This is a genomic window from Burkholderia sp. Bp9031 (assembly GCF_003857965.1).
GTDB lineage: Bacteria > Pseudomonadota > Gammaproteobacteria > Burkholderiales > Burkholderiaceae > Burkholderia > Burkholderia ambifaria_A.
Genome location: NZ_QTPW01000057.1, coordinates 1 through 22,872 on the forward strand (window position 1 = coordinate 1; position 22,872 = coordinate 22,872).

Consider the following 22,872-nt stretch of genomic DNA (forward strand, 5'->3'; position numbering starts at 1 on the left):
GCAAGCTCAATGCGGGGAAGATCAAGGGCAAGCGGGTCAAGGTCCGGTTGATGGACGAGGAGTGATCTCAAGCGGCGGGGGGGGCCCCGCCCCCCCCCCCGGGGGGGCGTTGCCGCGCTCGCGGCAACGGCGGAGCCGCCGGCGTCGGCCGCGCCGCTCGCCGCGTTGCGTTCGTGTTCGGTTAGCAGCGCAAGACGGTTGTACAAGGTTTTCAGGCTGATGCCGAGCGCCTTCGCGGTACGCGGCTTGTCGCCGTTGAAATGGCGCAGCGATGCGACGATGAAGCGCTGCTGCGTATGCGCGAGCGTCGTGCCGATGTGCAGCGTCATCGCGTTGTGGCGCACTTCCTCGCGAGGCGGCTGCCGGCGCGGCAGCTGCAGTTCGATCTGTTCGTCCGCAAGGATGAACGCGCGCTCCAGCGCGTTGCGCAGCTCCCGCACGTTGCCGGGCCACGTGTAGGTGCGCAATGCCTTCATCGCCTGCATCGACAGGCGCTTGCGCGTGCGGTGCCGCGCGTTCAGCCGTTCGACGATCTGCAGCGCGATGTCGCCGACGTCGTCCTCGCGCTGCCGCAGCGCGGGCACGTGCAGCGCGATCGGCGCGATCCGGTAGAAGAGATCCTCGCGCAGCCGGCCGCTGCGTACGGCCTCGACCGGATCGTGATGGGTGGCCGCGACGATCCGCACGTCGAGCGGAATCGCTTCGTGGCCGCCGACGCGCACGATCGTGTTCGACTCGAGCGTGCGCAGCAGCTTCACCTGCAATTCCGCAGGCATTTCCGCGATTTCGTCGAGAAACAGCGTGCCGCCGCGCGCGGCTTCGAACATGCCCACATGTTGTGCAACGGCACCGGTGAAGCTGCCTTTTTCATGTCCGAACAAATGCGACTCCGCGATGTCCTTCGGAATCGCACCGCAGTTGACGGGCACGAACGGCCCGCGCCGGCGCGGACTCATGTCGTGGATGAGCCGCGCGACGATGTCCTTGCCGGCGCCGCTTTCGCCGACCACCAGCACACTGACGCGCGTCACGGCGACGCGCGATACCTTCAGCAGTAAGTCCTGGATCGTTCGCGAGCGGCCGAACAGTCGCGTGCCGTCATCGTCTGATTTCGACATGAGTAAGATCGTATTGGGAAGTTTTGACCGAAATCGGCGAGGCAAGATGAAAAAATGACGCGATGCGCGCCGTCTTTTCATGTGGAAAGCATACCTTTTATACCCGTCCCGCCGGATTGAATCTGGCAATGTGTCCGCCGCGACCGGATAGATTTATTCGATGAGCGGCGAATGCACGACACGCTTCTTCTATACTGCTAAACACTCGTTTGTCATGGCAGGACAGCTTGTCTGCTCATTCGCATGCGGTGAGGATGTGCCGCCGAGTGACCGGCGTCGTACCCCGCATCGCATGCCCGCCGCGGTTTCGGCCGATGCTCGAGCCGGGCCGCATCACAAGGAGCTTCGATGCCTTATGTCCTGATCGTCGAAGACGATGCCGATACGCGCGCGATGCTCGCGACGCTCGCTCAGGCGCAGCAGCTTGCATGCGACACGGCCGCGACGCTCGAAGAAGCGCGCACGCTCGTTTCGACAAATACCCCCGATCTCGTGCTGTGCGACCTCGTACTGCCGGACGGCAACGGGATGGATCTGTTCGACGCATTGCCCAAACGCGCGCATTGCGAAATGGTGCTGACCACCGGTCACGCAAGCCTCGAAACCGCGATCGATGCATTGCGGCGCGGCGCCACCGACTACCTGGTGAAACCGCTCAACATGCAGCGGCTGAACAGCATCTTCGCGCGCGTGCCGCGCACCACCGCGTTGCATGAGGAAATCGCCGAGCTGCGTTCGGAACTGCAGCGCCTCGGCCGCTTCGGCCGGATGCTCGGCAGTTCCCCCGCAATGCAGACCGTGTACGACGCGATCGGCCGCGTCGCGCGCACCGAAGCGTCGGTGCTGCTCACCGGCGAGTCGGGCACCGGCAAGGAGCTTGCCGCGCAGACGGTGCACGACCTGAGCCTGCGTCGGCGCGGCCCGTTCCTCGCGGTGAACTGCGGCGCGATCGCCGCGAACCTCGTCGAAAGCGAGATGTTCGGCCACGACCGCGGCAGCTTCACGGGTGCGGAGCGGCAGCACAAGGGTTTCTTCGAGCGTGCGGACGGCGGCACGCTGTTCCTCGACGAAATCACCGAGATGCCGGTCGAATCGCAGGTCAAGCTGCTGCGTGTGCTGGAAACCGGGCGGCTCACGCGGCTCGGCTCGACACGCGAGATCGACGTCGATGTGCGCATCGTCGCGGCGACCAATCGCGATCCGGAAGCCGCGATGGCCGACGGCAAGCTGCGGCCCGATCTCTATCACCGGATCAACGTGTTTCCGATCCCGCTGCCGTCGCTGCGCGAGCGGGGCGACGATATCCCGATGCTCGCGGATTCCTTCCTGCAGCACTACAACGAGGAAAGCGGCCGCAACCTGCGCTTTGCGCCGGCCGCGCGCGAAGCGCTGAAGACCTACGCATGGCCCGGCAACGTGCGCGAGCTGCGCAACTTCGTGCAGCGCGCGAGCATCTTCAGCGACGCCGACGTGATCGACACGCTGCCGCCGCCGATCATGGACGAGCTGTCGAGCATGGTCGATACGCATGAAGATCGCGTGACGGTGCCGTTCGGCACGCCGCTCGAGGAGGTCGACCGCAAGCTGATCCTCGGCACCATCGCACAATGCGGCGGCGTGAAGGCGCAGGCCGCCGAGGTGCTCGACGTCAGCCTGAAGACGATTTACAACCGGCTCGCGCAACTGGAAGACGAAGCGGAAAAACCGGACTCCTGATGCGGTGACCGATGCGCTCATGCACGTACCGGTGCGGCTGCGCACGCGCAGGCGGTGCCGTATCGCGGGCCGCAATACGCGCGAAGACCGAGACGACGACCGAGCCGGATGCCTGCGCGAGCCGCCGTCCGCAACCGAAAACGGCATCGTCGAGATGCGGCGAGATGACGAGCCAGCGTGTCGGAGCGGTCATGTCTCGAAGGTCTCCCTCGTAGCAGGTGCAAGCGGCCGAGCCAGCGGTGCCGGCCCGCGGGCAGGGGGACGAGCACGCGGCATGCCCGCCCGTTCACCCGTGGCCGGCCGACGCCGGCCTGGCGGCAGGAGCGTGTCCGATGATTGAAATTGCACGGCCGCGGGCCGGAAGTTATGCAACCGCCGTGATGCTCGTCGCGATCGCGACCGTGCTGCAGACGCTCGCGATCCGCTTCGGCGGCGCGAATCTGCCGCTCGTTCTGTACTACCCGATGCTGGCCGGCGCGGCGTGGGCGACGTCGTTCCTGTTCGGCTTCGTATCGACCGTCGCCAGCGGGCTGCTGGTCTGGACGCTGTTCCTGTCCGATCCGGATGCCTACACCGGGCCACTGCACGATCGGCTCGTGCAGCTCGGCATCTTCATGCTGGTCGGCGTGCTGGTCTGCGCGATTGCGGCGATGCTGCGCCACGCGCGGCTCACAAACGACGTCGCGTGCCGACGCGAAGCCGCCGCGCGGCGGCAGCTCGAAGCCGTGCTGCAGGCGCTGCCGCATGGCGTGATCGCGGCCGATACGAAAGGGCGCGTGACGTATCTGAATGCAGCCGCGGCCGAGCTGGCCGGCTGCCGCGCGGACGATGCGCCCGGCCGGCCCGTGCGCGACGTGCTGCGCGTGTTCGATTACGACGACCGGCGCGTGCAGACGACCCCGCTCGATCGCGCGCTGGGCGGCGCGCATGCGCTGTCGGACCGGCACTGGCTGCACGGCGCCGACGGCGGCACGCCGGTGCCGATCGTCGAAACGGCGTCGCCGATCGCGGACGCGGACGGCAACGTCGACGGCGCGGTGCTGCTGCTGCGCGACGCCGGCGCGGAACGCGCGCTCACCGATACGTCGCGGTTGCAGCTCGCGGTGGTCGAAGCGTCGCCGGACGCGATCGTCGGGATCGACGACGAGGGCCGCATCGTCAGCTGGAACCCGGCCGCGCAGCGGATTTTCGGGTATGACGAAGCCGACGCGCGCGGGCGTCCGCTCGACACGCTGGTGGCGATGCGCTGGCTGCGGCGCAATCCGCTCACCGAATCGTTCGACACGATGCGCGAAGCGGTCGGCCCGCTCGAACTGTTGTGCGTGCGGCGCGACGGCCGGCGCTTTCGCGCGACCGTGTCCGCGTGCCCGGTGCGTGGCGATGCGCGCAATTGCGTCGCGCTGTCGCTGACGCTGCGCGAGACCGGCGCCCAGCGCCGCCGCGACCTGCGCGCGCAGCGCTCGCTGCAGGGCGCGCGCGACGCGCGCGACCAGGCCGATACGTCGAACCGCCTGAAGGACGAACTGCTCGCGACCGTGTCGCACGAGCTGCGCACGCCGCTGAACGTGATCTACGGCTGGGTCGAGGTATTGCGCAATTCCGGCGACGCCGCGCTGCAGCAGCAGGCGATCGACGCGATCGACCGCAGCGCGCGTTCGCTCACGCGGATGGTGGGCGACATCCTCGACGCATCGTCGCTCGCGACCGGCAAGCTGCGGATCGATGCGATGCCGGTCGACGTGGTACGGCTTTTCTCCGATGCGGTCGGGGCGTTCCAGACGGCCGCGTCGTCCACCGGCATCGTGCTCGAATTCGAGTGCACGGAGCGTGCATGCGTGGTGTCGGGCGACGCGGAGCGTCTGCGGCAGATGGTGTCGAACCTCGTGTCGAACGCGCTGAAGTTCACGCCGGGCGGCGGCGCGGTGACGGTCACGCTGTCGCGCGACGATGCGCACGCGGTGCTGACCGTCGCCGACACCGGACAAGGCATTCCCGCCGCGTTCATTCCGCATGTGTTCGACATGTTCCGCCGCGCGGACGAATCGCCCGCGTCGTCGCGGCGCGGGCTCGGGCTCGGCCTGTCGATCGTCCGGCATATCGCCGAGCTGCACGGCGGCAACGTGCGCGTCGAAAGCGCGGGCCACAATCGCGGCGCGACGTTTACCGTGACGCTGCCGGCCGGCTGGCAGCCGATCGGGGCGATGGCGTGGGGCGTCGCGCAGCCGGGCGTGCGTGCCGATCCGCTTGCGCTCGATACGCAGCGCATTCTGATCGTCGACGACGACGCGACCACGCGCGCAAGCCTGACGGCGGCGCTGACGACGCTCGGCGCGGCTGTCGCGATCGCATCGTCGGGCCGCGAAGCGCTCGCGCTCGTCGACGACATGCAGCCGACCGTCGTGCTGTCCGATCTCGCGATGCCCGACGGCGACGGTTTCTGGCTGCTCGACGCATTGCGTCACGGCGGCGCGAACGGCGTCACGCCGCCCGGGTTGCGCGTGCTCGCCGTGACCGCGCATGCGAGTCTCGCCGACGAGCGCCGCGCGCTCCAAGCGGGTTTCGACGGCTATCTCTGTAAGCCGGTCGACGTGCGCGAGCTGGCGCAGAAGATCGCGCGCGTGACGCAGCGCGACGGCTGATGCGTCGTGCGCATCGGCCGTCACGGCGGGGCGTGCCGGCCCGTCAGCTCGCCGCTGCCGGCCGGTTCCGCGTGCTGATCTGCGCGAGCATGTGCGACGCGATCTGCGTGCTGCGCACGAGGTCGCCCGGCGCGTGATGCACCGCCTGCCGATGGATGAAATACTGCGCGGTATGCGCGAGCCCGCTCGCGAGCGGCGTGGTCGCGCGCCAGTCGAGGCGCCGGTGCGCGGCGTCGAGATCGGGCCGACGCTGGCGCGGATCGTCCGACGGCAGCGGGCGGAACTCGATCGCGACCGTCGCGCCGACGATCCTCACGACCTCGCGCGCGATGTCGATCATCGCGATCTCGTCGTCGCTGCCGAGGTTCACCGGCTCGCAGGCGTCGCCCGGCTCGTTCATCAGCCGGATCAGCGCGTCGACCATGTCGTCGACATAGCAGAACGAGCGCGTCTGCCTGCCGTCGCCGTACACGGTCAGCGGCTCGCCGGCCAGCGCCTGCGTGATGAAGTTCGACACGACCCGTCCGTCGGCCGGATGCATGCGCGGCCCGTACGTATTGAAGATCCGCGCGATCCGCACGTCGACGCCGTACTGGCGGTGATAGTCCGCGAACAGCGTTTCCGCGCAGCGCTTGCCTTCGTCGTAGCACGCGCGCAGGCCGATCGGATTCACGCGGCCGCAGTAGTGCTCGTCCTGCGGATGCACGTCGGGGTCGCCGTACACCTCGCTCGTCGATGCCTGCAGGATGCGCGCCTTCACGCGCTTCGCGAGGCCGAGCAGGTTGATCGCGCCGTGCACGCTGGTCTTGGTCGTCTGCACCGGATCGCGCTGGTAGTGCACGGGCGACGCCGGGCACGCGAGGTTGTAGATCTCGTCGACCTCGACGTACAGCGGAAACGTCACGTCGTGCCGCATCAGCTCGAAGTTGGGCGCATCGAGCAGGTGCGCGATGTTGTCCTTCGTCCCCGTGTAGAAGTTGTCGACGCACAGCACGTCGTGCCCGGATTTCACGAGGCGTTCGCACAGATGCGAACCGAGAAATCCGGCGCCGCCGGTGACGAGTACGCGTTTGCGATCATAGCCCTTCATCATGCATTCTCCTTGCGGTGCGCGAGTACGCCCGGCGTGGTCGCGACGGGCGTGCGGCGATTGCCGGCCGCGGTGCCGGCGCGCTGCGGGTGCGCGACGTCGCGATAGATGTCGACGAGGCGGTCGGCCACGCCGCGCCACGTATAGAAGCGGTGCGCGCGCAGGTAGCCGGCGCGGCCGAGCGCCGCGCACAGATCCGGTTGCGCGCGCAACTGAACGAGCCGCGCGGCGAGCGCGCCCGGATCGCGCGGCGGCACCAGATAGCCGGTCGTGCCGTCGTCCACCGTGGTGCGGATGCCGCCGACGTCGCTGCCGATCACCGGTGCCGCGCATGCCATCGCCTCGACCGGCGTGATGCCGAACGGTTCGTACCACGGCGTCGTCACGAACACGTCCGCGGCGCTGTAGTACAGATGCAGCGCGTCGCGCTCGCGCCGGCCGACGAAGGTCACGTGCTCCGCGATGCCGGTGTCGTGCGCGAGCGCGACGAGCCGCGCGAGTTCCGGATCGCGCGTGGGGTCGGGCGTCGCATGGCTGCCGCCGACGATGTAGAGCCGCGTCGGCCGTTGCGGATCGCGCGGCATCCGCGCGAGCGCGTCGATCACGGTGTCGATTCCCTTGCGCGGCACGAGGCGCCCGAGCTGCAACACGATGAACGCATCCTGCGGCCAGCCGAGCCGCGCACGCGCATCGATGCGCGGCACCGGCCGGAACTCGCCTGCATCGAATCCGCACGGCACGATCTCGATGCGCGCCGCGTCGGCGCGGTAGTGCGTCGCGAGATCCAGCGCATCCTGCGGGCATTCGGCGATCAGCCGATCCGAGCGTCGCGTGAGCCGGTCCTCGATCGCGAAGCGTTCGTCCGGGAAACCGTCGGCCGCGCCCTGATGCAGGCGGCGCACGCGGCCGAGCGCATGGAACGTCGTGACGAGCGGAATGCCGAGACGCTGCTTCACGCGCAGTGCGGCCTCGCCCGACATGAAGAAGTTCGCGTGCATCACGTCGACCGGATCGGGTTCGCGCCGCATGCGCGCGATCATCTGCTCCGCGAACGCGCCCATGTACGGCAGCAGCCGCTCCTTCGGCACGTCGACGGGCGGGCCGGCCGGCACGTGGATGACGCGCATGCGCGAGCCGATCCGCATGGCCTCGGGCAGGTGCGGATTGTCGCAACGCGTGTAGACGTCGACGTCGAGGCCGCGCTCGGCGAGTTGCTTCGCGAGGTTCGCGACGTAGATGTTCTGCCCGCCCGCATCCACGCCGCCGATCACCCCCAGCGGCGACGCATGTTCACTGATCAACGCGATTCTCTGCATGGTGTTGCTCCCAGGATCGGGGCCGCGCCGATGGGCCCCGTTGCGTCCCTGTTCGGCAATCGGCATGCCCGGAACCTTGCGGGGGAAACGGCGCGCCGGTGCGCCGAAAAAATTACAACGGGTTGGATGAAAGGGCGTCCGATCGGCGTGCCGCGTATCTGCGCGGCTTACCGCGCGCGGCACGCGACTTGCGCCATCGGGATACCCGCCGGCCATGCCGGCCCCCACGAAAGGAGGTCACGATGAAGATATTCCCGCTGCAAGCCCGCGCATCGCGATTCCGCCGTCATCCCGCCAGGCGCCTCGGCATGGCGATCGCCATCGCCGCGGCCGCTGCCTGCACGGTCGTCGCACCGAACGTGTTCGGCGCCGGCGACGACGGCACGGCATCGTCATCCATGTCGTCGTCGACGCATTCGAGCACCGGCACGAAGATCCACGACGCGACCATCACCACCAAGGCCAAGGCCGAACTGGTCGGCACGAGCGGCCTGTCGGCCGGCGACATTCACGTGAAGACGCGCCACGGCATCGTGATGCTCACCGGCAGCGTGCCGGACGAACAGCAGCGCACGCAGGCGGTCGGCGTCGTCAGAAAGATCGACGGTGTGCAGGACGTGCGCGACCAGCTGACCATCCGTGCGAAATAACCTCGGCGCCGTAGAAGGAGTCCAGTGAGATGAACTGCATGCTCAAACCGGTCGGCGAGCAGACGATCGTGATCACGGGCGCCACGAGCGGCATCGGCCTCGTCACCGCGCGCAAGGCGGCACGGCGCGGTGCGAAGCTGGTGCTGTTCGCGCGCAACGAGGACGCGCTGAACACGCTATGCGAGGAAATCCGCCAGCATGGCGGCCTCGCGGTGCCGGTCGCCGGCGACGTCGGCAACGTCGAGGATCTGCAGCGCGCGGCCGCGAAGGCGGCCGATACCTATGGCGGCTTCGATACGTGGATCAACAACGCGGGCGTATCGATTTTCGGCACGGCGGCCGCGGTGCCGCTCGAGGATCAGCGCCGGCTGTTCGATACCAACTACTGGGGCGTCGTGCACGGCTCGCTCGTCGCGTCGGACCATTTCCGGCGCAAGAGCGATTTCCACGGCGGCGCGATCATCAACATGGGCAGCGAGGCGTCCGACGCACCGGTGCCGCTGCAAAGCGCGTACGTGGCGTCGAAGCACGCGGTGAAGGGCTTCACCGATTCGCTGCGGCTCGAGCTGGAGTCGGATCGTCTGCCCGTATCCGTCACGCTGATCAAGCCGGCCGCGATCGACACGATGCTGGTGATGCACGCGAAGAACTACATGAACGTCGAGGCGAAGCTGCCGCCGCCGATCTACGACCCGGACCTCGTCGCCGACGCGATCCTGTTCGCGGCCGCGCATCCGCGCCGCACGCTGTTCGTCGGCGGCGCCGCGAAGTTCACGTCGGCCAGTGCGTATCACGCGCCGCGGCTGTTCGATCGCGTCGCGGCCACGCTGTTCTCGCGCGGCCAGCGCACGGTGCGCCCGGCGCGACCGCGCGACGACAACGCGCTGTACGAGTCGCGCCACGCGCTGCACGAGCGCGAAGGGATGGACGGACCCGTGCTGCGCGGTTGCGCGTACAACGCGATGGTGCAGCGGCCGAAGGTCGCGGGCGCGCTCGCGCTGGGCGCGGCGGCGCTGGTGGTCGCCGCGCTCGCGCGCGCGCGCCGCGCGTCGACGTGATCGCATGCCTTTCCGTTTTTCATTCGAAGGAGGTTTTCATGTCATCCCGACAACATACGGGCCACGAATACAGCCACGCGCGCGCGCACGAAGGCGAGCGCACGCAGCAGGACCACGACAAGGGCGGCCATCAGACGGGGCATGGCAAGGCGCCGAGCCCGGTCGACGTGCAGAAGGCGCTGAAGGGAATGGACTATCCGGCGAGCAAGTCGGACGTCGTGCAGTGCGCGGAACGCTCGCATGCGGACCCGGGCGTGCTCGACATGCTGCGGCAGATTCCCGATCGCGAATACGCGACGCCGGCATCGGTCTCGAAGGAACTCGGGCGGCTGAGGTGAGTGCCGCCGCGTCGCGCCGTGCGCGCCGTCGCGTGCACGGCGCCTCACCGTCACGAGGAGCACGAGCATGGCGATGATCGTCGCAGGCCGCTTCACGACGTTCGATGAAGCGGAAGGTGGGGCGCGCCACCTTTACGAGCGCGCGTTCGGCCCGGATGACGTGTCGATCTTCTTCCTGAACCCGGGCGGCCAGCACGCGCGCTTCCCGATCGGCGGCGACGTGTATGCCGATACGGCCGCGAAGCCGGGCGGCCGCGGCGCGATGGTCGGTGCGCTGCGCGGGCTGCTGATCGGCGCGATCGTCGGGTTGATCGTCTATGCGCTCGGCCTGCGCTATTGGTTCGTGCCAGCCGCCGGCGCGCTCGCCGGCGCGTATCTCGGCGCGTTCGGCGGCGCGCTCGGCCGGATGCGCGGCGAGCAGGCTGAAGGCAAGGGCATGCTCGCGCAGAGCGAATCCGGCGTGATCCTGGCCGCACGCGTGACGGCGACGACCGCGGCCACCGCGGAAGGCGTGCTGCGCGCGACCGGCGCGCAATCGATCGAGCGTGTCGAAGGCGACTGGCACGACGGCGAATGGCGCGACTTCGATCCGGTGCGCCGGCCGGACGGCACCACGCAGGGCAGCCCGCGTTGAGCGCGCTGTTTCGTTTCTGCATGCGCTTGCAACGCGGCGTGCGGCACGGTCCGTGCAACCGTGCACGGGCCGGCGGGCCGCGCACGGCACGCTGCTTGCGCCGATTCGCGGACACCGGTTCAAGGATGAACGCGTGATCACGGCAAAGACCCCGCCGCCCCAGCAGCAGCCGAGCAGGTATCGAAGTTCGGTTCGAACGTGCCGCTCAAGCGGCCGGGGCAGCCGGACGAGCTGATCGGCTGCTACGTGCTGCTCGCAGCGGAAGGCGCGAGCTACATGACGGGACAGACCTTGCATCCGAACGGCGGCTCGATCGTCGGCGGGTGACGATTCCCCCCACAAGGAGAAAGCGCATGAAACAACCCAACTGGACGATCGCGGCGCTCGCCGCGGGCATGCTCGCCGTGTCGGGACTCGCGCATGCCCAGATGCCGAGCGAGCCGCCCGCATCGAATTCGCACGTGCCGGGTGGCGTGATCAATCCGTCGTCGGGCGCCGCTGCCGGTGATCCGGGCATCGTGAAAGCCCCGCAGAGCGGCGACGCCGAATTCGTTGACAAGGCCGCCATCGCCGGCAAGGCCGAGGTGCAGGCGAGCCAGCTCGCGCTGAAGCAGGCGCAGTCGCCGGACGTGCGCGCATTCGCTGAACGCATGGTCGCCGATCACGGCAAGGCGAACGCGAAGCTCACCGAGATCGCGTTGCGCAAGGGCATGAAACCGCAGGTCGACCAGATCGCGGATCCGGACGTCGAAGCGCTGCGCGGCAAGCGCGGCCACGACTTCGATGCTGCGTACGTCGCGGCGGTCGGCCCGGATGCGCACCAGAAGGCGGTCGCGCTGTTCGAAGGCGAGGCGCGCGACGGCAAGGACGCGCAGCTGCGCGCGTTCGCGAAATCCACGCTGCCGACGCTCAAGCACCACCTGAGCATGGCAGAGGCACTCCAGCGCAAGGTGGGTGCGCAGTAACACGCGCCCGCTTCAACCCCAGGGCCGCTCGGGCGGCCCGTTTTTTCGGAGAGGCAGTCATGGCCCAACGGCAATCGAAGCACGAAGGCATCCTCGAACTGCTCTGCCAGGCTTACGAGACCGAGCTTGGCGGCGCGAAGCTCTACGAGGCCGCGCTCCAGTGCGCGACCGACGAGGATCTGCACAAGGAATGGGAGAAGTACCACCGCGAGACGATGCATCACCAGGAAGTGCTGCGCAAGGTATTCGACACGCTCGGCCTCGATCCGGATACGCAGTCGCCGGGGCGTGCCGCGGTGGCGGCGACCGGCAAGTCGCTCGTCCAGGTGATCGAGCAGGCGAAGAAGCAGGCCGACCCGGCGGTCGCGCAGGTCGTCGCGGCCGAGTGCGTGGTGCTCGCCGAGACCAAGGACCACCTGAACTGGGAGCTGATCGGCTATGCGGCCGACCAGTTGCGCGATGGCGACGCGGCGAAGGCGCTGAAGGCCGCGCACGATGAAGTCGAGGCCGACGAGGACCATCACCTGTATCACACCCGCGGCTGGGCGCGCGAGATGTGGATCGAGTCGATGGGCTTCAAGGCCGTGCTGCCGCCGCCGGAAGAAGTGAAGAAGGTCGAGTCGGCGGCCGATGCGGCGCGTGCCGAACGTTCGCGCGGCAAGATGATGTAAACGCGCAGGGCAGGCAACCGGGGCGTGCTGCACGCCGCACGCCCGGTTGCCTTTTTAACGGTTGCGTACACAACGATATCGTCAAAGTCGGGTGAGTACATCCACGGCCATCATGACCACCGACGCCGCCATCAGCGTGACGGCAAGCCATCCGAACACCTTCGATGCGATCCCGCTGCCCGGCTGGCCGGCCGCAGCGCGCCGCTGCGACAGCAGCATCACCAGCACGAGCATCGGCACTGCCGCGACGCCATTGAGCACCGCGCTCCAGTACAGCGCCTTGATCGGATTGACCGGACTGAAACAGATCGCGATGCCGACGATCACGCACGCCGCCAGCACTGCATAGAACGCGGGCGCGCGGCGCACCGGCTCGTTCAGGCCTTCGCGGAACCGCCATGCCTCCGCGCAGCCGTACGCGGCGCTGCCCGCGAACGCGGGAATCGCCAGCAGCCCGCAGCCGACGATGCCGAACGCGAACACGAGGAACGCTGCTTCGCCGGCGATCGGCCGCAGCGCCTCGGCGGCTTGTGCGGTGGAGCCGATGTCGTGCCTTCCGTGCGTGAAGAACACCGCCGCGCCGATCGCCATGATGCAGAACGACACGGCGTTGGTCACGATCATCCCGATCCAGGTGTCGAACGTGATGCGCCGCTCGGTCTCGCGGCGCGCGCCGGGGGCGCACGCGGTGTCGCCGTTGCGGCGCTCGGCCTGGGTTTCCTCGACTTCGAGCGCGGCCTGCCACACGAACAGGTACGGGCTCAGCGTCGTGCCGAGCACCGCGACCGCCGTCGTCGCATAAGCGTGCGTGAACGCGACGTGCGGCAGCACGATCGCATGCAGCAGGCTGCGCCAGTCGATTCGCACGAAACCGAGTTCGAGCACATAGGCGAGCAGGCCGAGTGTCATCCACTTGAGCCAGCGCGCGTAGCGTTCGTAGGAGAGCAGCATCTGCAGCGCGAGCGACGCGAGGCCGTAGACGGGCGCATACCAGTAGCTGCGGCCGCCGACGACGAGCGTGGTCGCGTCGCCCATCGCGGCGAGATCGGCGCCGACGTTCACGACGTTGACGATCACGACCATCACGATCAGGGTTTTGGCGACGCGATCGGAGAAGTGCTCGCGGATGCCCGCGACGAGGCCTTCGCGGTTGGTGCGTCCGACGAACGCCGACGCGAGTTGCACGACGACCATCATCGGCAGCGTGACGACGATCATCCAGAGCATGTGGAAGCCGAACTGGCTGCCGGCCTGCGCGTAGACCGCGACGTTGCTCGGATCGGCATCGGACGCGCCCGCGAGCAGGCCGGGGCCGAGCCGTTGGTACCACGGCCTGGCGGCGGGGGGATCGCGCGAGGCGTCGTCCTGGCGCAGGTCGCTCATTCGGCGTCTCCGTGCGTACCGCCGTTGCTGCCATTGCCGCCGTTGCCGCGCGCAAGGCGCGACGCGGTGCGCAGTGCATCGACGAGCGTCCGGTACGCATGCTCGCGCGAATCGGCGCCGCGCGTGCGCAGCACGTAGGACGGGTGATAGGTCGCGACGACGAGACAGCCCTCGGGCGAGCGAACCGGCTTGCGCGTGCCCTCCAGCGTCGCGTCGTTGTCCTGCAGCACCGCGCGCAGCGCCGTCGCGCCGAGTGCGACGATCACGCGCGGCGTCAGCGTATCGAGTTCTCGTTCGAGCCAGTAGCGGCACGCTGCGACTTCGCGTTGCGCGGGCGTCTTGTGCAGCCGCCGCTTGCCGCGCGGTTCCCATTTGAAGTGCTTGACCGCGTTGGTCAGATAGATGGACCTGCGCTCGATGCCGGCCTCGTCGAGTGCGCGATCGAGCATGCGGCCCGCCGCGCCGACGAACGGGATGCCCGTGCGGTCCTCCTGGTCGCCCGGCTGCTCGCCGACCAGCACGATCCGCGCATCGGCGGGCCCCACGCCCGGCACCGGCTGCGTCGCGTGTTCCCACAGCCCGCAGCGGCGGCAGGCGTCGAGCGTGGCCGGCGCATCGTCGTCGGTGGCGGCCTCGGCCGTGGCAGGCTTTAGCGGCGCGCGCTGCGTCATGTGGTCCCTCCGGCGCAGCCGCGCGCTCGTCGGCGCGTTGCCGGTGGATTCAGCGTCAAGCCGGGTCGGAACATCGGCAGTGCACGCATCGACGGCTCCCGTATCGACGATATCGACGACATGCAGCAACCGGCATGCCGCATGCAGTCGATATGGACGCGCGGTGTGCGTCGGGGCCGCATCCGGTTACAGGGAGAAACGCGATGCAAACCACTCTTCGGTGACGATCCGGCCGATGACGACGTGCAGCTGTGGCGCGCGCCTGGACGGGCGCATTACACGGAGCTTGTAAAACGGTATCGAAGCGGAGCACCTGGCGCCGCTCAGCCGCCGGCCACGCGCGGTGCCGCGGCGCGTCCGGCCGCGAACGCCACCACGCCGGCGAGGACGAGCAGCACCGCGCTCATCGCGAACGTCGCGCGATAGCCGTGCAGGTCGAACAGCACGCCGCCCGTCGTCGCGCCGAGCGCGATCGCGAGCTGCACGACCGCGACCATCAGCCCGCCGCCGGCTTCCGCGTCGTGCGGCAGCGTGCGCGCGAGCCACGTCCACCAGCCGACCGGCGCGGCCGTGCCGGTCAGGCCCCACAGAGCGAGCAGGCCCGCGGTTGCCGCGGTCGACGCGCCGTACCAGACGAGCGCGACGGCGATCGCCGCCATCAGCAGCGGCGTGACGACGAGCGTGCGATAGAGGCCGTTCTCGAGGAACGCGCCGATCAGGATCGTCCCCGCGAGCCCGGCCACGCCGATCGCGAGGAGCATCAGCGACAGCGCGGCATGGTCGACGTGCGTCACCGTTTCGAGGAACGGCCGCAGGTACGTGAACAGCGCGAACTGCCCCATGAACAGCAGGCTGACGGCGACCATGCCGAGCGCGACCGGCGGGCGGCCGAGCAGCTTCACCACGTTGGCCGGCGCTGCGTGTGACGCGGCTTTCATCGGCGGCAGGCTCACGAGCTTCCAGCCGAACGCGATCGCCGCGACCGGCACGACGCAGAAGAACGCCCAGCGCCAGCCGACGATGCCGCCGAGCAAGCTGCCGAGCGGCGCCGCGACGACGGTCGCGAGCGCATTGCCGCCGTTCACGATTGCCAGCGCGCGCGACACCTGGGCATCGGGCACCAGCCGCATCGCGGTTGCGGCCGACATCGACCAGAAGCCGCCGATCGCGACACCGATCAGTGCGCGTCCCGCGATGAACGCGAGGTAGTTCGGCGCGAATGCGACGACCGTTCCGGAAACGATCATCACCAGCGTCAGCACGAGCAGCAGCCGCTTGCGGTCGCGCCTTCCGGCCAGCGACGCGATGAACAGGCTCGTCACGAGCGCGAAGGCGCCGGACACGGAGATGGCCTGGCCCGCCTGGCCTTCGCTGACATGCAGGTCGCTCGCGATCGGCGTCAGCAGGCTGACCGGCATGAATTCGGACGCAACGAGCGCGAACGCGCCGAGCGCCATCGCGAGGACGGCACCCCATGCGGCGGTGTGGACGGGCGCGTGGCCGCGATCGGAAGGGGAAACGGCTTGCATCGTTGAAGTCGGGGTGGGTCGGGTGGCGTCGCGCCGCAGGCGCGCGTTAGTCGCAGCGGGCACCGGCCGTGCCGCGACCGGCCATCTGAGCGCGACCGTCGGCATCGCGTGCGGCCGTTACGCGCATGGACGCGGCTTGCACATCGTCGACCCACGTGCGCGGATTGGCGCGCGCCGGATTGAAGCCGGCGGCTTGGTAGCGGATCATGTCCTCGCGCACCTGCGCGCGCGTCAGGCCCTGCGCATGGGCGAGCAACGGGCTGGAAACGGCAAGTGCGACGACGAAAAGGCGAAGAAGGGATTTCACGAGATGGATTCCGGGAAGCATGCGTGGATGATTCCCGAGGCCGGCTACGGTCGCTGGGGAACCTGAAGGCTTCGCAGTCTATCGGGCCGCCGCCGATCGATTAAGTAGCGCCGCACGCTTGGACTTATAAGCTGGGCCGATGAATCGGCGCAGGCCGCGCGGGGCGGCGAGGGGCGGTGTCGGTGCTAGGATGGGCGTCCGTTTCGACAGGAGCCACCCGACATGCCGCGCGAAAACCTCAACGATCTGCTCGTGTTTCTCGCCGTGGCGCGCGACCGGAGCTTCACGCGTGCGGCGGCGCGGCTCGGCGTGTCGCAATCGGCGCTGAGCCAGACCGTGCGCGATCTCGAAACGCGCCTCGGCGTGCGGCTGCTGACGCGCACGACGCGCAGCGTGTCGACGACCGAAGCGGGCGAGGAACTGTTTCAGGCCGTCGCGCCGCGCATCGACGAGATCGAGATGAAGCTCGCGGCGGTGTCCGATTTCCGGGACAAGCCGGCCGGCGTCGTGCGGATCACGGCCACCGAGCATCCGATCGACACGATCATCTGGCCGAGGCTCAGGAAGGTGTTGCCCGATTACCCCGACATCCGCGTCGAGCTGTCGGTCGACTACGGGCTGTCGAACATCGTCGAGGAGCGCTACGACATCGGCGTGCGCTATGGCGACCAGGTCGCGAAGGACATGATCGCGGTGCGCATCAGCCCGGACATCCGGATGGCGATGGTCGCGTCGCCCGCCTATCTCGATGGCCGCAAGCCGCCGAAGACGCCGCAGGACCTGCTCGATCACGATTGCGTGACGCTGCGGCTCGCGACCGCGAAGGGCATCTATGCGTGGGAGCTGAAGAAAGGCCGGAATGCGATCCAGGCGCGCGTGAACGGCCGCATCACCTGCAATACGCAACCGCATCTGGTGCAGGCGGCGCTCGACGGGTTCGGGATTGCGTTCGTGACCGAGGACATCGTGCTCGACCACGTGCGCAGCGGGAAGTTGCGGATCGTGATGCCGGACTGGTGCCCGGTCTTTCCCGGCTATCACGCGTACTATCCGAGCCGCCGCCAGGCATCGCGCGCGTTCTCGATCGTGATCGATGCGTTGCGCCATCGCGCGTAGCGGGGCGTGGGAGCCGGGCATCTCCGGGCTGGGTGCGCGTGCCCGGATCATGCAAAATACGCGGCATCTGAGATGCGGAGACCGGGCCCGTGGGAATCAACTTCGATTTGACCGACTTGCAGGCGTTTCGCGCGGTCGTGGAGCTCGGCAGCTTCCGCAAGGCCGCCGACGCGATCAGCATTTCGCAACCTGCGTTGAGCCGCCGGATCGACAAACTGGAGGAAGCGCTCGGCGTGCGCCTGTTCGAGCGCACCACGCGCAGCGTCACGCTGACCACGGTCGGCCGCGTGTTCGCGCCGAGCGCCGAGCAGTTGCTCGACGACCTCGACGTCGCGCTGCTCGGCATCCGCGACGTTTCGTCGAGCCGCCTCGGCCACGTGACGATCGCGTGCGTGCCGTCGGTGGCGTACTACTTCCTGCCGAACGTGATCGCGAGCTATCATCGCCGCTTTCCGCGCATCCGGGTCAAGCTGCTCGATGCGAGCGCGAACGAGGTGCTCGGTGCCGTCATCAGCGGCGAGGCCGATTTCGGCGTGAGTTTCATGGGCAGCCAGGAGCCCGAGGTCGAGTTCAAGCTGCTGCTGCAGGAGCGGTTCGTTGCCGCGTGCCGGCGCGACCATCCGCTCGCGCGCAAGAAGCGCGTGACCTGGAACGAGCTTTACGAATACGAGTATGTGTCGGTGGACAAGACTTCCGGCAACCGCCTGTTGCTCGACCAGGCGCTGACGGCCGTCGCGCCGCGTGCGCCGAGCGTGTGCGAAACGCGCCACGTGACGACGATGCTCGGGTTGATCGAGGCGGGGCTCGGCGTCGCCGCGGTGCCGTCGATGGCGATGCCCGGCAATGACCATCCGCTGCTCACGAGCGTGCCCCTCGTCGAACCGGTGGTCAAGCGCCGGGTGGGCATCGTGAAACGGCGCGGACGCCCGCTGACGCCGGCCGCGGAGGAATTTCACCGGGTGGTCGTCGACGCGAAGCGCGGCGGCGACACGTCGAAGTGACGCGTCCAGGCGATGCATACGACGAACCCGACAGGAACATCGAGGAAGATCGCATCGTGAAGCTGGCAACACCGCTTCGTTCGCTCTACGTACAGGTTCTGCTGGCGATGGTGCTCGGCGTGGGCGTCGGCCATTTGTGGCCATCGGCGGGCGCGCTGCTCAAGCCGCTCAGCGATGCATTCGTCGATCTCGTGCGGATGATGATCGCGCCGATCGTGTTCTGCACGATCGTCTCGGGCATCACGTCGCTCGCGAACGGAAAAGCCATCGGACGCACGATCGTCCGCGCGCTGGTGCTGTTCTATCTGCTGACCGCCGCCGCGCTCGCATTCGGGCTCGTCACCGCGTTCGTGCTGCGGCCCGGCGCCGGCATGCACGTCGACGTGCGCCATCTCGATTCGAGCATCGTGGCGCAATACGTGCAGCATGCGCAACCGCACGGGCTCGTCGAGTTCGCGCTGAGCGTGATCCCGGACACGATGCTTGGCGCGTTCCAGACGGGCGAGGTGCTGCCGGTGCTGCTGCTGTCGCTGCTGTTCGGCTTTTCGCTGAATGCGTCTCCACAGGCCGGGCGGCCCGTGCTGGCGCTGATCGACGGTGTCGCGCAGGTCGTCTTTCGCGTGCTCGCGATGATCATGCGGCTCGCCCCGCTCGGCGCATTCGGCGCGATGGCGTTCACGGTGGGCCGCTTCGGCATCGGCTCGGTCGGCTCGCTCGCGCGACTGATGGCGTCGTTCTACGTGGCCTGCGTGCTGTTCGTCGCGCTGGTGCTCGCGCCGCTCGCACGGCTGCACGGCTTCGCGCTGTGGCGGCTGTTGCGCTACCTGCGCGAGGAGTTGCTGATCGTCCTCGCGACGTCGTCCACGGAGCCGGTATTGCCGCGGCTGATCGTCAAGCTGGAGGCGCTGGGTTGCGACAAGGGTGTCGTCGGGCTCGTGCTGCCGGCCGGCTACTCGTTCAACCTGGACGGCACCGCGATCTACCTGACGCTCGCGGCATTGTTCATCGCGCAGGCGTGCGACGTGCCGCTTTCCGCGCCGCAAATCGCGGCGATGCTGGCCTTGATGCTGCTGACGTCGAAGGGCGCGGCCGGCGTGTCCGGCAGCGGGCTCGTCGCGCTCGTCGCGACGCTCGCGGTGATGCCCGACCTGCCGATGGCCGGCGTCGCGCTTCTGGTCGGCATCGATCGCTTCATGTCGGAGGCGCGGGCGCTGACGAGCGTGATCAGCAATGCGTGCGCGGTGATCTTCGTGTCGTCGTGGGAAGGGGCGTGCGATCGTGCGCGTCTCGCACGGGTGCTGAGTGCGGCCGGGCCCGCAGGCCCGAACGGCGCCGACGATGCCGCCGATGTCGGGGCCGATGTCGATGCCGGCCGCGACGGGAAGGCTGTCTGACGCACGCCTTCCCGGGGTTCGTGCTCAATGAGCGGAAACGGAATCCAGCCCGGTCGATTTCACTTCCGCCTGCACGTCGGGCGACGCGAGATAGTCGAGGAGCGCCTTCGCTTCCTTCGGATGTTGCGCGCCGACGGGAACGCCGGCGGCGAAGCGCGTGACGGACTGCAGCGATTCGGGGATCTTGCCGACGAAGGTCGCGCCCTTCACGGGCAGCAGTTCGCTCACCTGCTGGAAGCCGATCTCGTAGTCGCCGTTCGCGACCACGGACGCGACGGGAATCCGCGGGACCATCTTCGCCTTCGATTTCACCTGATCCTCGATGCCGAGCTTCCTGAACAGCTCGCGCTCGATATAGACGCCGCTCGCGCTGTCCGAATAGGCGATCGATTTCGCATGCAGCAGAACCTGCTTGAGGCCGTCGGCGGTGCTGATGTCGGGTTTTGCCGCGCCGTCGCGCACGACCATGCCGATGCGCGAATCGGCCAGCTCGACGCGCGAGCCGGCGATCACCTTGCCTTGCCGGATCAGATCGTCGAGCGCGTAGCCGACCATGATCACGGCGTCGGCCGGCTCGCCGCGCGCGAGCCGGTTCGGGATCGCTTCTGGTGACTTGCCCATCGACGGGCCGAGCGCGGTGTCGAGCGTGTTGCCCGTGCGTGACACGAACTGCGGGCCGAGCTGCTTGTAGGCGGCGGTGAAGCCGCCCGAACTCATCACGTGCAGCTCGGTGGCCTGCACGTTCGCGGCGACGGCGGAGGTGGCGACGAGTGCGGTCGCGCCCAGTTTCAGGAGCAGGTTTTTCATGGTCGTGGTCGTAGTCTGGGTCGTGCGGAGTCGGGGCAGGTTGTTCTGCATGAGGCGTCAGTGCGCCGGCGTCAGCGTCACCGGCTGGCGGCGATAGAGCGCGAAGGTCGCCAGCAGCGCGCACACCGCGGCGAGGCTCATCCAGTAGCCCGGTGCGGCCTTGTCGCCGGTCAGGTGAATGAGTGCGGTCGAGATCGCGGGCGTGAAGCCGCCGAACACCGCCGTCGCCAGGCTGTAGGCGAGCGAGAAGCCTGCGACGCGCACCTCCGCCGGCATCACTTCCGTCAGCGCGACGACCATCGCGCCGTTATAGATCCCGTACATGAACGACAGCCACAGGAGCACGAGCAGCATGTGGACGAACGACGGCGCGTGAGCGAGCAGCGACAGCGCCGGATACGCGGTCGCGATCGCGAGCAGCGTCATGCCGACGAGCAGCGGCCGGCGGCCGATGCGATCGGACAGCGCGCCGCCGATCGGCAGCCACACGAAGTTCGACACGCCGACGCACAGCGTCACGAGCAGGCTGTCGGCGGTGCTCAGGTGCAGGACCGTCTTGCCGAAGGTCGGCGCGTAGACCGTGATCAGGTAGAAGCTCGTGGTGGTCATCGCGACCAGCATCATGCCGGCGACCACGACGCCCCAGTTCCGCACCAGCGTAACGAAGACTTCCTTCATGCCCGGACGATGCCGGCGCGCGTTGAATTCCTGCGTTTCCTCGAGGTTGCGACGCAGCATGAAGATGAACGGCACGATCATGCAACCGACGAAGAACGGCACGCGCCATCCCCACGCGGCGATGGCCGACGCGCTCAGCCAGTGATTGAGCGCGAAGCCGAGGCCGGCCGCGACGACGATCGCGACCTGCTGGCTGGCGGACTGCCAGCTCGTGAAGAAGCCCTTGCGGCCGGGCGTGGCCATTTCGGCGAGATAGACGGACACGCCGCCGAGTTCGGCGCCCGCCGAGAAGCCTTGCAGCAGCCGCCCGATCAGCACGAGCGCGGGCGCGAGCAGGCCGATCGTCGCGTAGCCCGGCACGAACGCGATCAGGATGGTGCCGCTCGCCATGATGGCCAGCGTGACGATGAGGCCCTTGCGACGGCCGACGTCGTCGATGTACGCGCCCAGCACGATCGCACCCAGCGGCCGCATCAGGAAGCCGGCGCCGAAGACCGCGAACGTCATCATCAGCGAAGCGAACTCGCTCGCGGCGGGAAAGAACACGGCCGCGATCTGCGTTGCGTAGAAGCCGAACAGGAAGAAGTCGAACTGCTCGAGGAAGTTGCCGGCCGTCACGCGGAATACCGCGGCGGCCTTCGAGCGTCCGGTCGAAAGGGTGGGCGAGGGGTGCATCTGGGTGTCTCCAGGGAATCGGGGAAGTACGCGGGGAGCGGTTGATTGTCGTTTCGGCAATGGTCGCCCGGAGACGGGGAAACGATAAGTGCGAATTTTGGAAGGATTGATGTTGTTTGGTTATCAATGGGCTGGGCTCCGGCAGAAGGATTCCGTGGGGCGCGCACGGGCTGAATGGCGGCGTCAGCAATGAAATGCCCGATCACCCATGCCGCGCTGCGACTGTCTCGCGTAGAGCAGGCGACAGGCGACGCCGGCCGTGCCGCCGACGATCGTCGCGCGACGAGAAATATCGCACCGAGACCGATATGGCTCGTGTCCAGACGGACATGCTCGATGCGGGTGCGTGGAACAAATGCCCCGCTCGGCTCATTGTTGCGATTCCGCGCAATTCCTTTCCCCTCCCCTTGCTTGAAGTCGACGCAATCCAATTTTGAGAAAGGGCTTGGCCGAACCGCTGTAGAGTTTTTCCGCTCGTATCGCAGGATGCCGCAAGGGCATCGCATACATCTCTTTGTGACAAACAGGAGGACGCGTGAAAGACCAGCACGGACAGGACATGATCCGCTTGGGCGATGCCACGGACCACGGCGGCGAAGTCGTCGAGGCGGCCGGCGATTTGAAGCATATGGGGATTGCCGTTGCGCTGGAAGGCCACGCGGTGAGGTGCCACCGATGCGGCGGCGTGTTTCCACTACTGGCAAGTGGTTCGCGCACACATCGCGGCCGGCGTGTCGGCTATCACGGTGACAAGACCGGTTGCGGTGCGACCGTCATCGGTCAGCGAACAACAGGAGCGGAGTAAATGGCAAAGTTTACTCAGGCTCGCACGCTGTCACTCGCCGGCGCAGCGCTGCCGACCTATGGGATGGATGCGTTGCCGGTCTTCGTTCCAGTGCGGTTGCAAGGCACCGAAACCATCGGCCGTCTCGATGCATGCCGCTATCTCGTCACGTTGCGAACCGACGACGCCTATGCGGTCTCCCCCAGTCGCACGGCCGATCTCGATCTGGACAAGATAGTCGGCACGGAAGTAACGGTGTCGATCCAGCTCGAAGGCAAAGGGCGGTTCATTTCGGGGCTGGCCGGCGCCGCCGGACTTGGCAACATCGGCGC

21 protein-coding genes and 3 pseudogenes are annotated in these 22,872 nt (G+C 68.1%); 14 read left to right on the plus strand and 10 right to left on the minus strand.

The genetic code is table 11. From position 1 onward, the window contains the following. A partial coding sequence (locus DIE15_RS35615; protein WP_260428443.1) for a sigma-54-dependent Fis family transcriptional regulator occupies window positions 1-1,118 on the minus strand: 1,118 nt, incomplete at its 3' end. Between the two features lie 348 nt (window positions 1,119-1,466). Here DIE15_RS35615 and DIE15_RS35620 point away from each other — a divergent pair. Continuing rightward, on the plus strand, window positions 1,467-2,834 hold the full coding sequence (locus DIE15_RS35620; protein ID WP_124835775.1) for a sigma-54 dependent transcriptional regulator: 1,368 nt from the start codon (window positions 1,467-1,469) through the stop codon (window positions 2,832-2,834). A gap of 49 nt (window positions 2,835-2,883) precedes the next feature. Here DIE15_RS35620 and DIE15_RS37955 read toward each other — a convergent pair. Next, window positions 2,884-3,027 (minus strand): annotated as a pseudogene (locus tag DIE15_RS37955) (PIG-L family deacetylase); the annotation flags it as partial. Between the two features lie 139 nt (window positions 3,028-3,166). Here DIE15_RS37955 and DIE15_RS35630 point away from each other — a divergent pair. Further along, complete coding sequence (locus DIE15_RS35630; RefSeq protein WP_124835776.1) at window positions 3,167-5,473, plus strand: ATP-binding protein; 2,307 nt, start codon at window positions 3,167-3,169, stop codon at window positions 5,471-5,473. A gap of 43 nt (window positions 5,474-5,516) precedes the next feature. On the opposite strand, the gene DIE15_RS35635 is transcribed toward DIE15_RS35630, so the two are convergent. Together DIE15_RS35635 and DIE15_RS35640 are read right to left on the minus strand one after the other, a co-directional pair. Then, window positions 5,517-6,563: a UDP-glucuronic acid decarboxylase family protein gene (locus DIE15_RS35635; RefSeq protein ID WP_124835792.1), complete on the minus strand. Its 1,047-nt coding sequence runs from the start codon at window positions 6,561-6,563 to the stop codon at window positions 5,517-5,519. Next, the gene (locus DIE15_RS35640) at window positions 6,563-7,879 is read right to left on the minus strand and encodes a glycosyltransferase family 1 protein (RefSeq protein WP_124835777.1); all 1,317 of its coding nucleotides are present in this window, start codon (window positions 7,877-7,879) and stop codon (window positions 6,563-6,565) included. The genes DIE15_RS35635 and DIE15_RS35640 overlap by 1 nt, the downstream gene beginning before the upstream one ends. Window positions 7,880-8,121: 242 nt before the next feature. Between DIE15_RS35640 and DIE15_RS35645 the strand changes: the two genes are divergently transcribed. From DIE15_RS35645 to DIE15_RS35675, 7 genes and pseudogenes are all read left to right on the plus strand, one after another. Beyond that, window positions 8,122-8,529, plus strand: coding sequence for a BON domain-containing protein (locus DIE15_RS35645; protein ID WP_124835778.1), 408 nt, complete (start codon window positions 8,122-8,124; stop codon window positions 8,527-8,529). A 29-nt stretch (window positions 8,530-8,558) separates the two neighbouring features. Next, on the plus strand, window positions 8,559-9,587 hold the full coding sequence (locus DIE15_RS35650; protein ID WP_124835779.1) for an SDR family oxidoreductase: 1,029 nt from the start codon (window positions 8,559-8,561) through the stop codon (window positions 9,585-9,587). Between the two features lie 38 nt (window positions 9,588-9,625). Continuing rightward, window positions 9,626-9,925, plus strand: a complete 300-nt coding sequence (locus DIE15_RS35655) for a DUF2795 domain-containing protein (RefSeq protein ID WP_124835780.1) — start codon at window positions 9,626-9,628, stop codon at window positions 9,923-9,925. 67 nt (window positions 9,926-9,992) lie between these two features. Beyond that, entirely contained in the window at window positions 9,993-10,559 is a 567-nt protein-coding gene (locus tag DIE15_RS35660) for a hypothetical protein (RefSeq protein WP_124835781.1), read from the plus strand. A gap of 171 nt (window positions 10,560-10,730) precedes the next feature. Further along, window positions 10,731-10,886, plus strand: a pseudogene (locus tag DIE15_RS35665) (SDR family oxidoreductase); the annotation flags it as partial. A gap of 26 nt (window positions 10,887-10,912) precedes the next feature. Beyond that, window positions 10,913-11,524 carry a DUF4142 domain-containing protein gene (locus DIE15_RS35670; protein WP_124835782.1) on the plus strand — a complete coding sequence of 204 codons (612 nt, stop codon included), beginning with the start codon at window positions 10,913-10,915 and terminating at the stop codon, window positions 11,522-11,524. A 59-nt stretch (window positions 11,525-11,583) separates the two neighbouring features. After that, a complete protein-coding gene (locus DIE15_RS35675; protein WP_124835783.1) occupies window positions 11,584-12,195 on the plus strand; it encodes a hypothetical protein in 612 nt (203 codons plus the stop codon). 81 nt (window positions 12,196-12,276) lie between these two features. Here the strand turns inward: DIE15_RS35675 and DIE15_RS35680 are convergent, their stop codons facing one another. From DIE15_RS35680 to DIE15_RS35695, 4 genes are all read right to left on the minus strand, one after another. Next, complete coding sequence (locus DIE15_RS35680) at window positions 12,277-13,578, minus strand: Nramp family divalent metal transporter (protein WP_124835784.1); 1,302 nt, start codon at window positions 13,576-13,578, stop codon at window positions 12,277-12,279. Next, on the minus strand, window positions 13,575-14,249 hold the full coding sequence (locus DIE15_RS35685) for a UdgX family uracil-DNA binding protein (RefSeq protein ID WP_124835785.1): 675 nt from the start codon (window positions 14,247-14,249) through the stop codon (window positions 13,575-13,577). Before DIE15_RS35685 ends, DIE15_RS35680 begins: the two co-directional genes overlap by 4 nt. A 323-nt stretch (window positions 14,250-14,572) precedes the next feature. Then, entirely contained in the window at window positions 14,573-15,778 is a 1,206-nt protein-coding gene (locus DIE15_RS35690; protein WP_124835786.1) for an MFS transporter, read from the minus strand. A gap of 46 nt (window positions 15,779-15,824) precedes the next feature. Continuing rightward, window positions 15,825-16,085, minus strand: a complete 261-nt coding sequence (locus tag DIE15_RS35695; protein ID WP_124835787.1) for a DUF4148 domain-containing protein — start codon at window positions 16,083-16,085, stop codon at window positions 15,825-15,827. A 222-nt stretch (window positions 16,086-16,307) separates the two neighbouring features. On the opposite strand from DIE15_RS35695, the gene DIE15_RS35700 reads away from it, so the two are divergent. The 3 genes from DIE15_RS35700 (at window position 16,308) to dctA (ending at window position 19,596) form a co-directional block, all read left to right on the plus strand. Next, on the plus strand, window positions 16,308-17,201 hold the full coding sequence (locus DIE15_RS35700) for a LysR family transcriptional regulator (protein ID WP_124835788.1): 894 nt from the start codon (window positions 16,308-16,310) through the stop codon (window positions 17,199-17,201). 89 nt (window positions 17,202-17,290) lie between these two features. Next, window positions 17,291-18,202, plus strand: a complete 912-nt coding sequence (locus tag DIE15_RS35705) for a LysR family transcriptional regulator (protein ID WP_124835789.1) — start codon at window positions 17,291-17,293, stop codon at window positions 18,200-18,202. Window positions 18,203-18,258: 56 nt separating this feature from the next. After that, window positions 18,259-19,596 (plus strand): C4-dicarboxylate transporter DctA, encoded by a 1,338-nt coding sequence (gene dctA, locus DIE15_RS35710; protein WP_124835793.1) that lies wholly within the window; start codon window positions 18,259-18,261, stop codon window positions 19,594-19,596. Window positions 19,597-19,620: 24 nt separating this feature from the next. Here dctA and DIE15_RS35715 read toward each other — a convergent pair whose 3' ends face one another. Together DIE15_RS35715 and DIE15_RS35720 are read right to left on the minus strand one after the other, a co-directional pair. Beyond that, window positions 19,621-20,403, minus strand: a complete 783-nt coding sequence (locus DIE15_RS35715; RefSeq protein WP_124835790.1) for a substrate-binding domain-containing protein — start codon at window positions 20,401-20,403, stop codon at window positions 19,621-19,623. Between the two features lie 57 nt (window positions 20,404-20,460). Further along, window positions 20,461-21,756 carry an MFS transporter gene (locus DIE15_RS35720; RefSeq protein WP_124835791.1) on the minus strand — a complete coding sequence of 432 codons (1,296 nt, stop codon included), beginning with the start codon at window positions 21,754-21,756 and terminating at the stop codon, window positions 20,461-20,463. A gap of 559 nt (window positions 21,757-22,315) precedes the next feature. Here DIE15_RS35720 and DIE15_RS35725 point away from each other — a divergent pair. Then, a complete protein-coding gene (locus tag DIE15_RS35725; RefSeq protein WP_124835794.1) occupies window positions 22,316-22,561 on the plus strand; it encodes a PAAR domain-containing protein in 246 nt (81 codons plus the stop codon). Continuing rightward, window positions 22,562-22,872: pseudogene (locus DIE15_RS35730) on the plus strand (phage late control D family protein); the annotation flags it as partial.

What these genes read in the sequence shown, in the direction of transcription:
- DIE15_RS35620 (WP_124835775.1), top strand. Translation starts at nt 1,467, where the DNA reads ATGCCTTATGTCCTGATCGTCGAAGACGATGCCGATACGCGCGCGATG.
- DIE15_RS35630 (WP_124835776.1), top strand. Translation starts at nt 3,167, where the DNA reads ATGATTGAAATTGCACGGCCGCGGGCCGGAAGTTATGCAACCGCCGTG.
- DIE15_RS35635 (WP_124835792.1), bottom strand. Translation starts at nt 6,563, where the DNA reads ATGAAGGGCTATGATCGCAAACGCGTACTCGTCACCGGCGGCGCCGGA.
- DIE15_RS35640 (WP_124835777.1), bottom strand. Translation starts at nt 7,879, where the DNA reads ATGCAGAGAATCGCGTTGATCAGTGAACATGCGTCGCCGCTGGGGGTG.
- DIE15_RS35645 (WP_124835778.1), top strand. Translation starts at nt 8,122, where the DNA reads ATGAAGATATTCCCGCTGCAAGCCCGCGCATCGCGATTCCGCCGTCAT.
- DIE15_RS35650 (WP_124835779.1), top strand. Translation starts at nt 8,559, where the DNA reads ATGAACTGCATGCTCAAACCGGTCGGCGAGCAGACGATCGTGATCACG.
- DIE15_RS35655 (WP_124835780.1), top strand. Translation starts at nt 9,626, where the DNA reads ATGTCATCCCGACAACATACGGGCCACGAATACAGCCACGCGCGCGCG.
- DIE15_RS35660 (WP_124835781.1), top strand. Translation starts at nt 9,993, where the DNA reads ATGGCGATGATCGTCGCAGGCCGCTTCACGACGTTCGATGAAGCGGAA.
- DIE15_RS35670 (WP_124835782.1), top strand. Translation starts at nt 10,913, where the DNA reads ATGAAACAACCCAACTGGACGATCGCGGCGCTCGCCGCGGGCATGCTC.
- DIE15_RS35675 (WP_124835783.1), top strand. Translation starts at nt 11,584, where the DNA reads ATGGCCCAACGGCAATCGAAGCACGAAGGCATCCTCGAACTGCTCTGC.
- DIE15_RS35680 (WP_124835784.1), bottom strand. Translation starts at nt 13,578, where the DNA reads ATGAGCGACCTGCGCCAGGACGACGCCTCGCGCGATCCCCCCGCCGCC.
- DIE15_RS35685 (WP_124835785.1), bottom strand. Translation starts at nt 14,249, where the DNA reads ATGACGCAGCGCGCGCCGCTAAAGCCTGCCACGGCCGAGGCCGCCACC.
- DIE15_RS35690 (WP_124835786.1), bottom strand. Translation starts at nt 15,778, where the DNA reads ATGCAAGCCGTTTCCCCTTCCGATCGCGGCCACGCGCCCGTCCACACC.
- DIE15_RS35700 (WP_124835788.1), top strand. Translation starts at nt 16,308, where the DNA reads ATGCCGCGCGAAAACCTCAACGATCTGCTCGTGTTTCTCGCCGTGGCG.
- DIE15_RS35715 (WP_124835790.1), bottom strand. Translation starts at nt 20,403, where the DNA reads ATGAAAAACCTGCTCCTGAAACTGGGCGCGACCGCACTCGTCGCCACC.
- DIE15_RS35720 (WP_124835791.1), bottom strand. Translation starts at nt 21,756, where the DNA reads ATGCACCCCTCGCCCACCCTTTCGACCGGACGCTCGAAGGCCGCCGCG.
- DIE15_RS35725 (WP_124835794.1), top strand. Translation starts at nt 22,316, where the DNA reads ATGATCCGCTTGGGCGATGCCACGGACCACGGCGGCGAAGTCGTCGAG.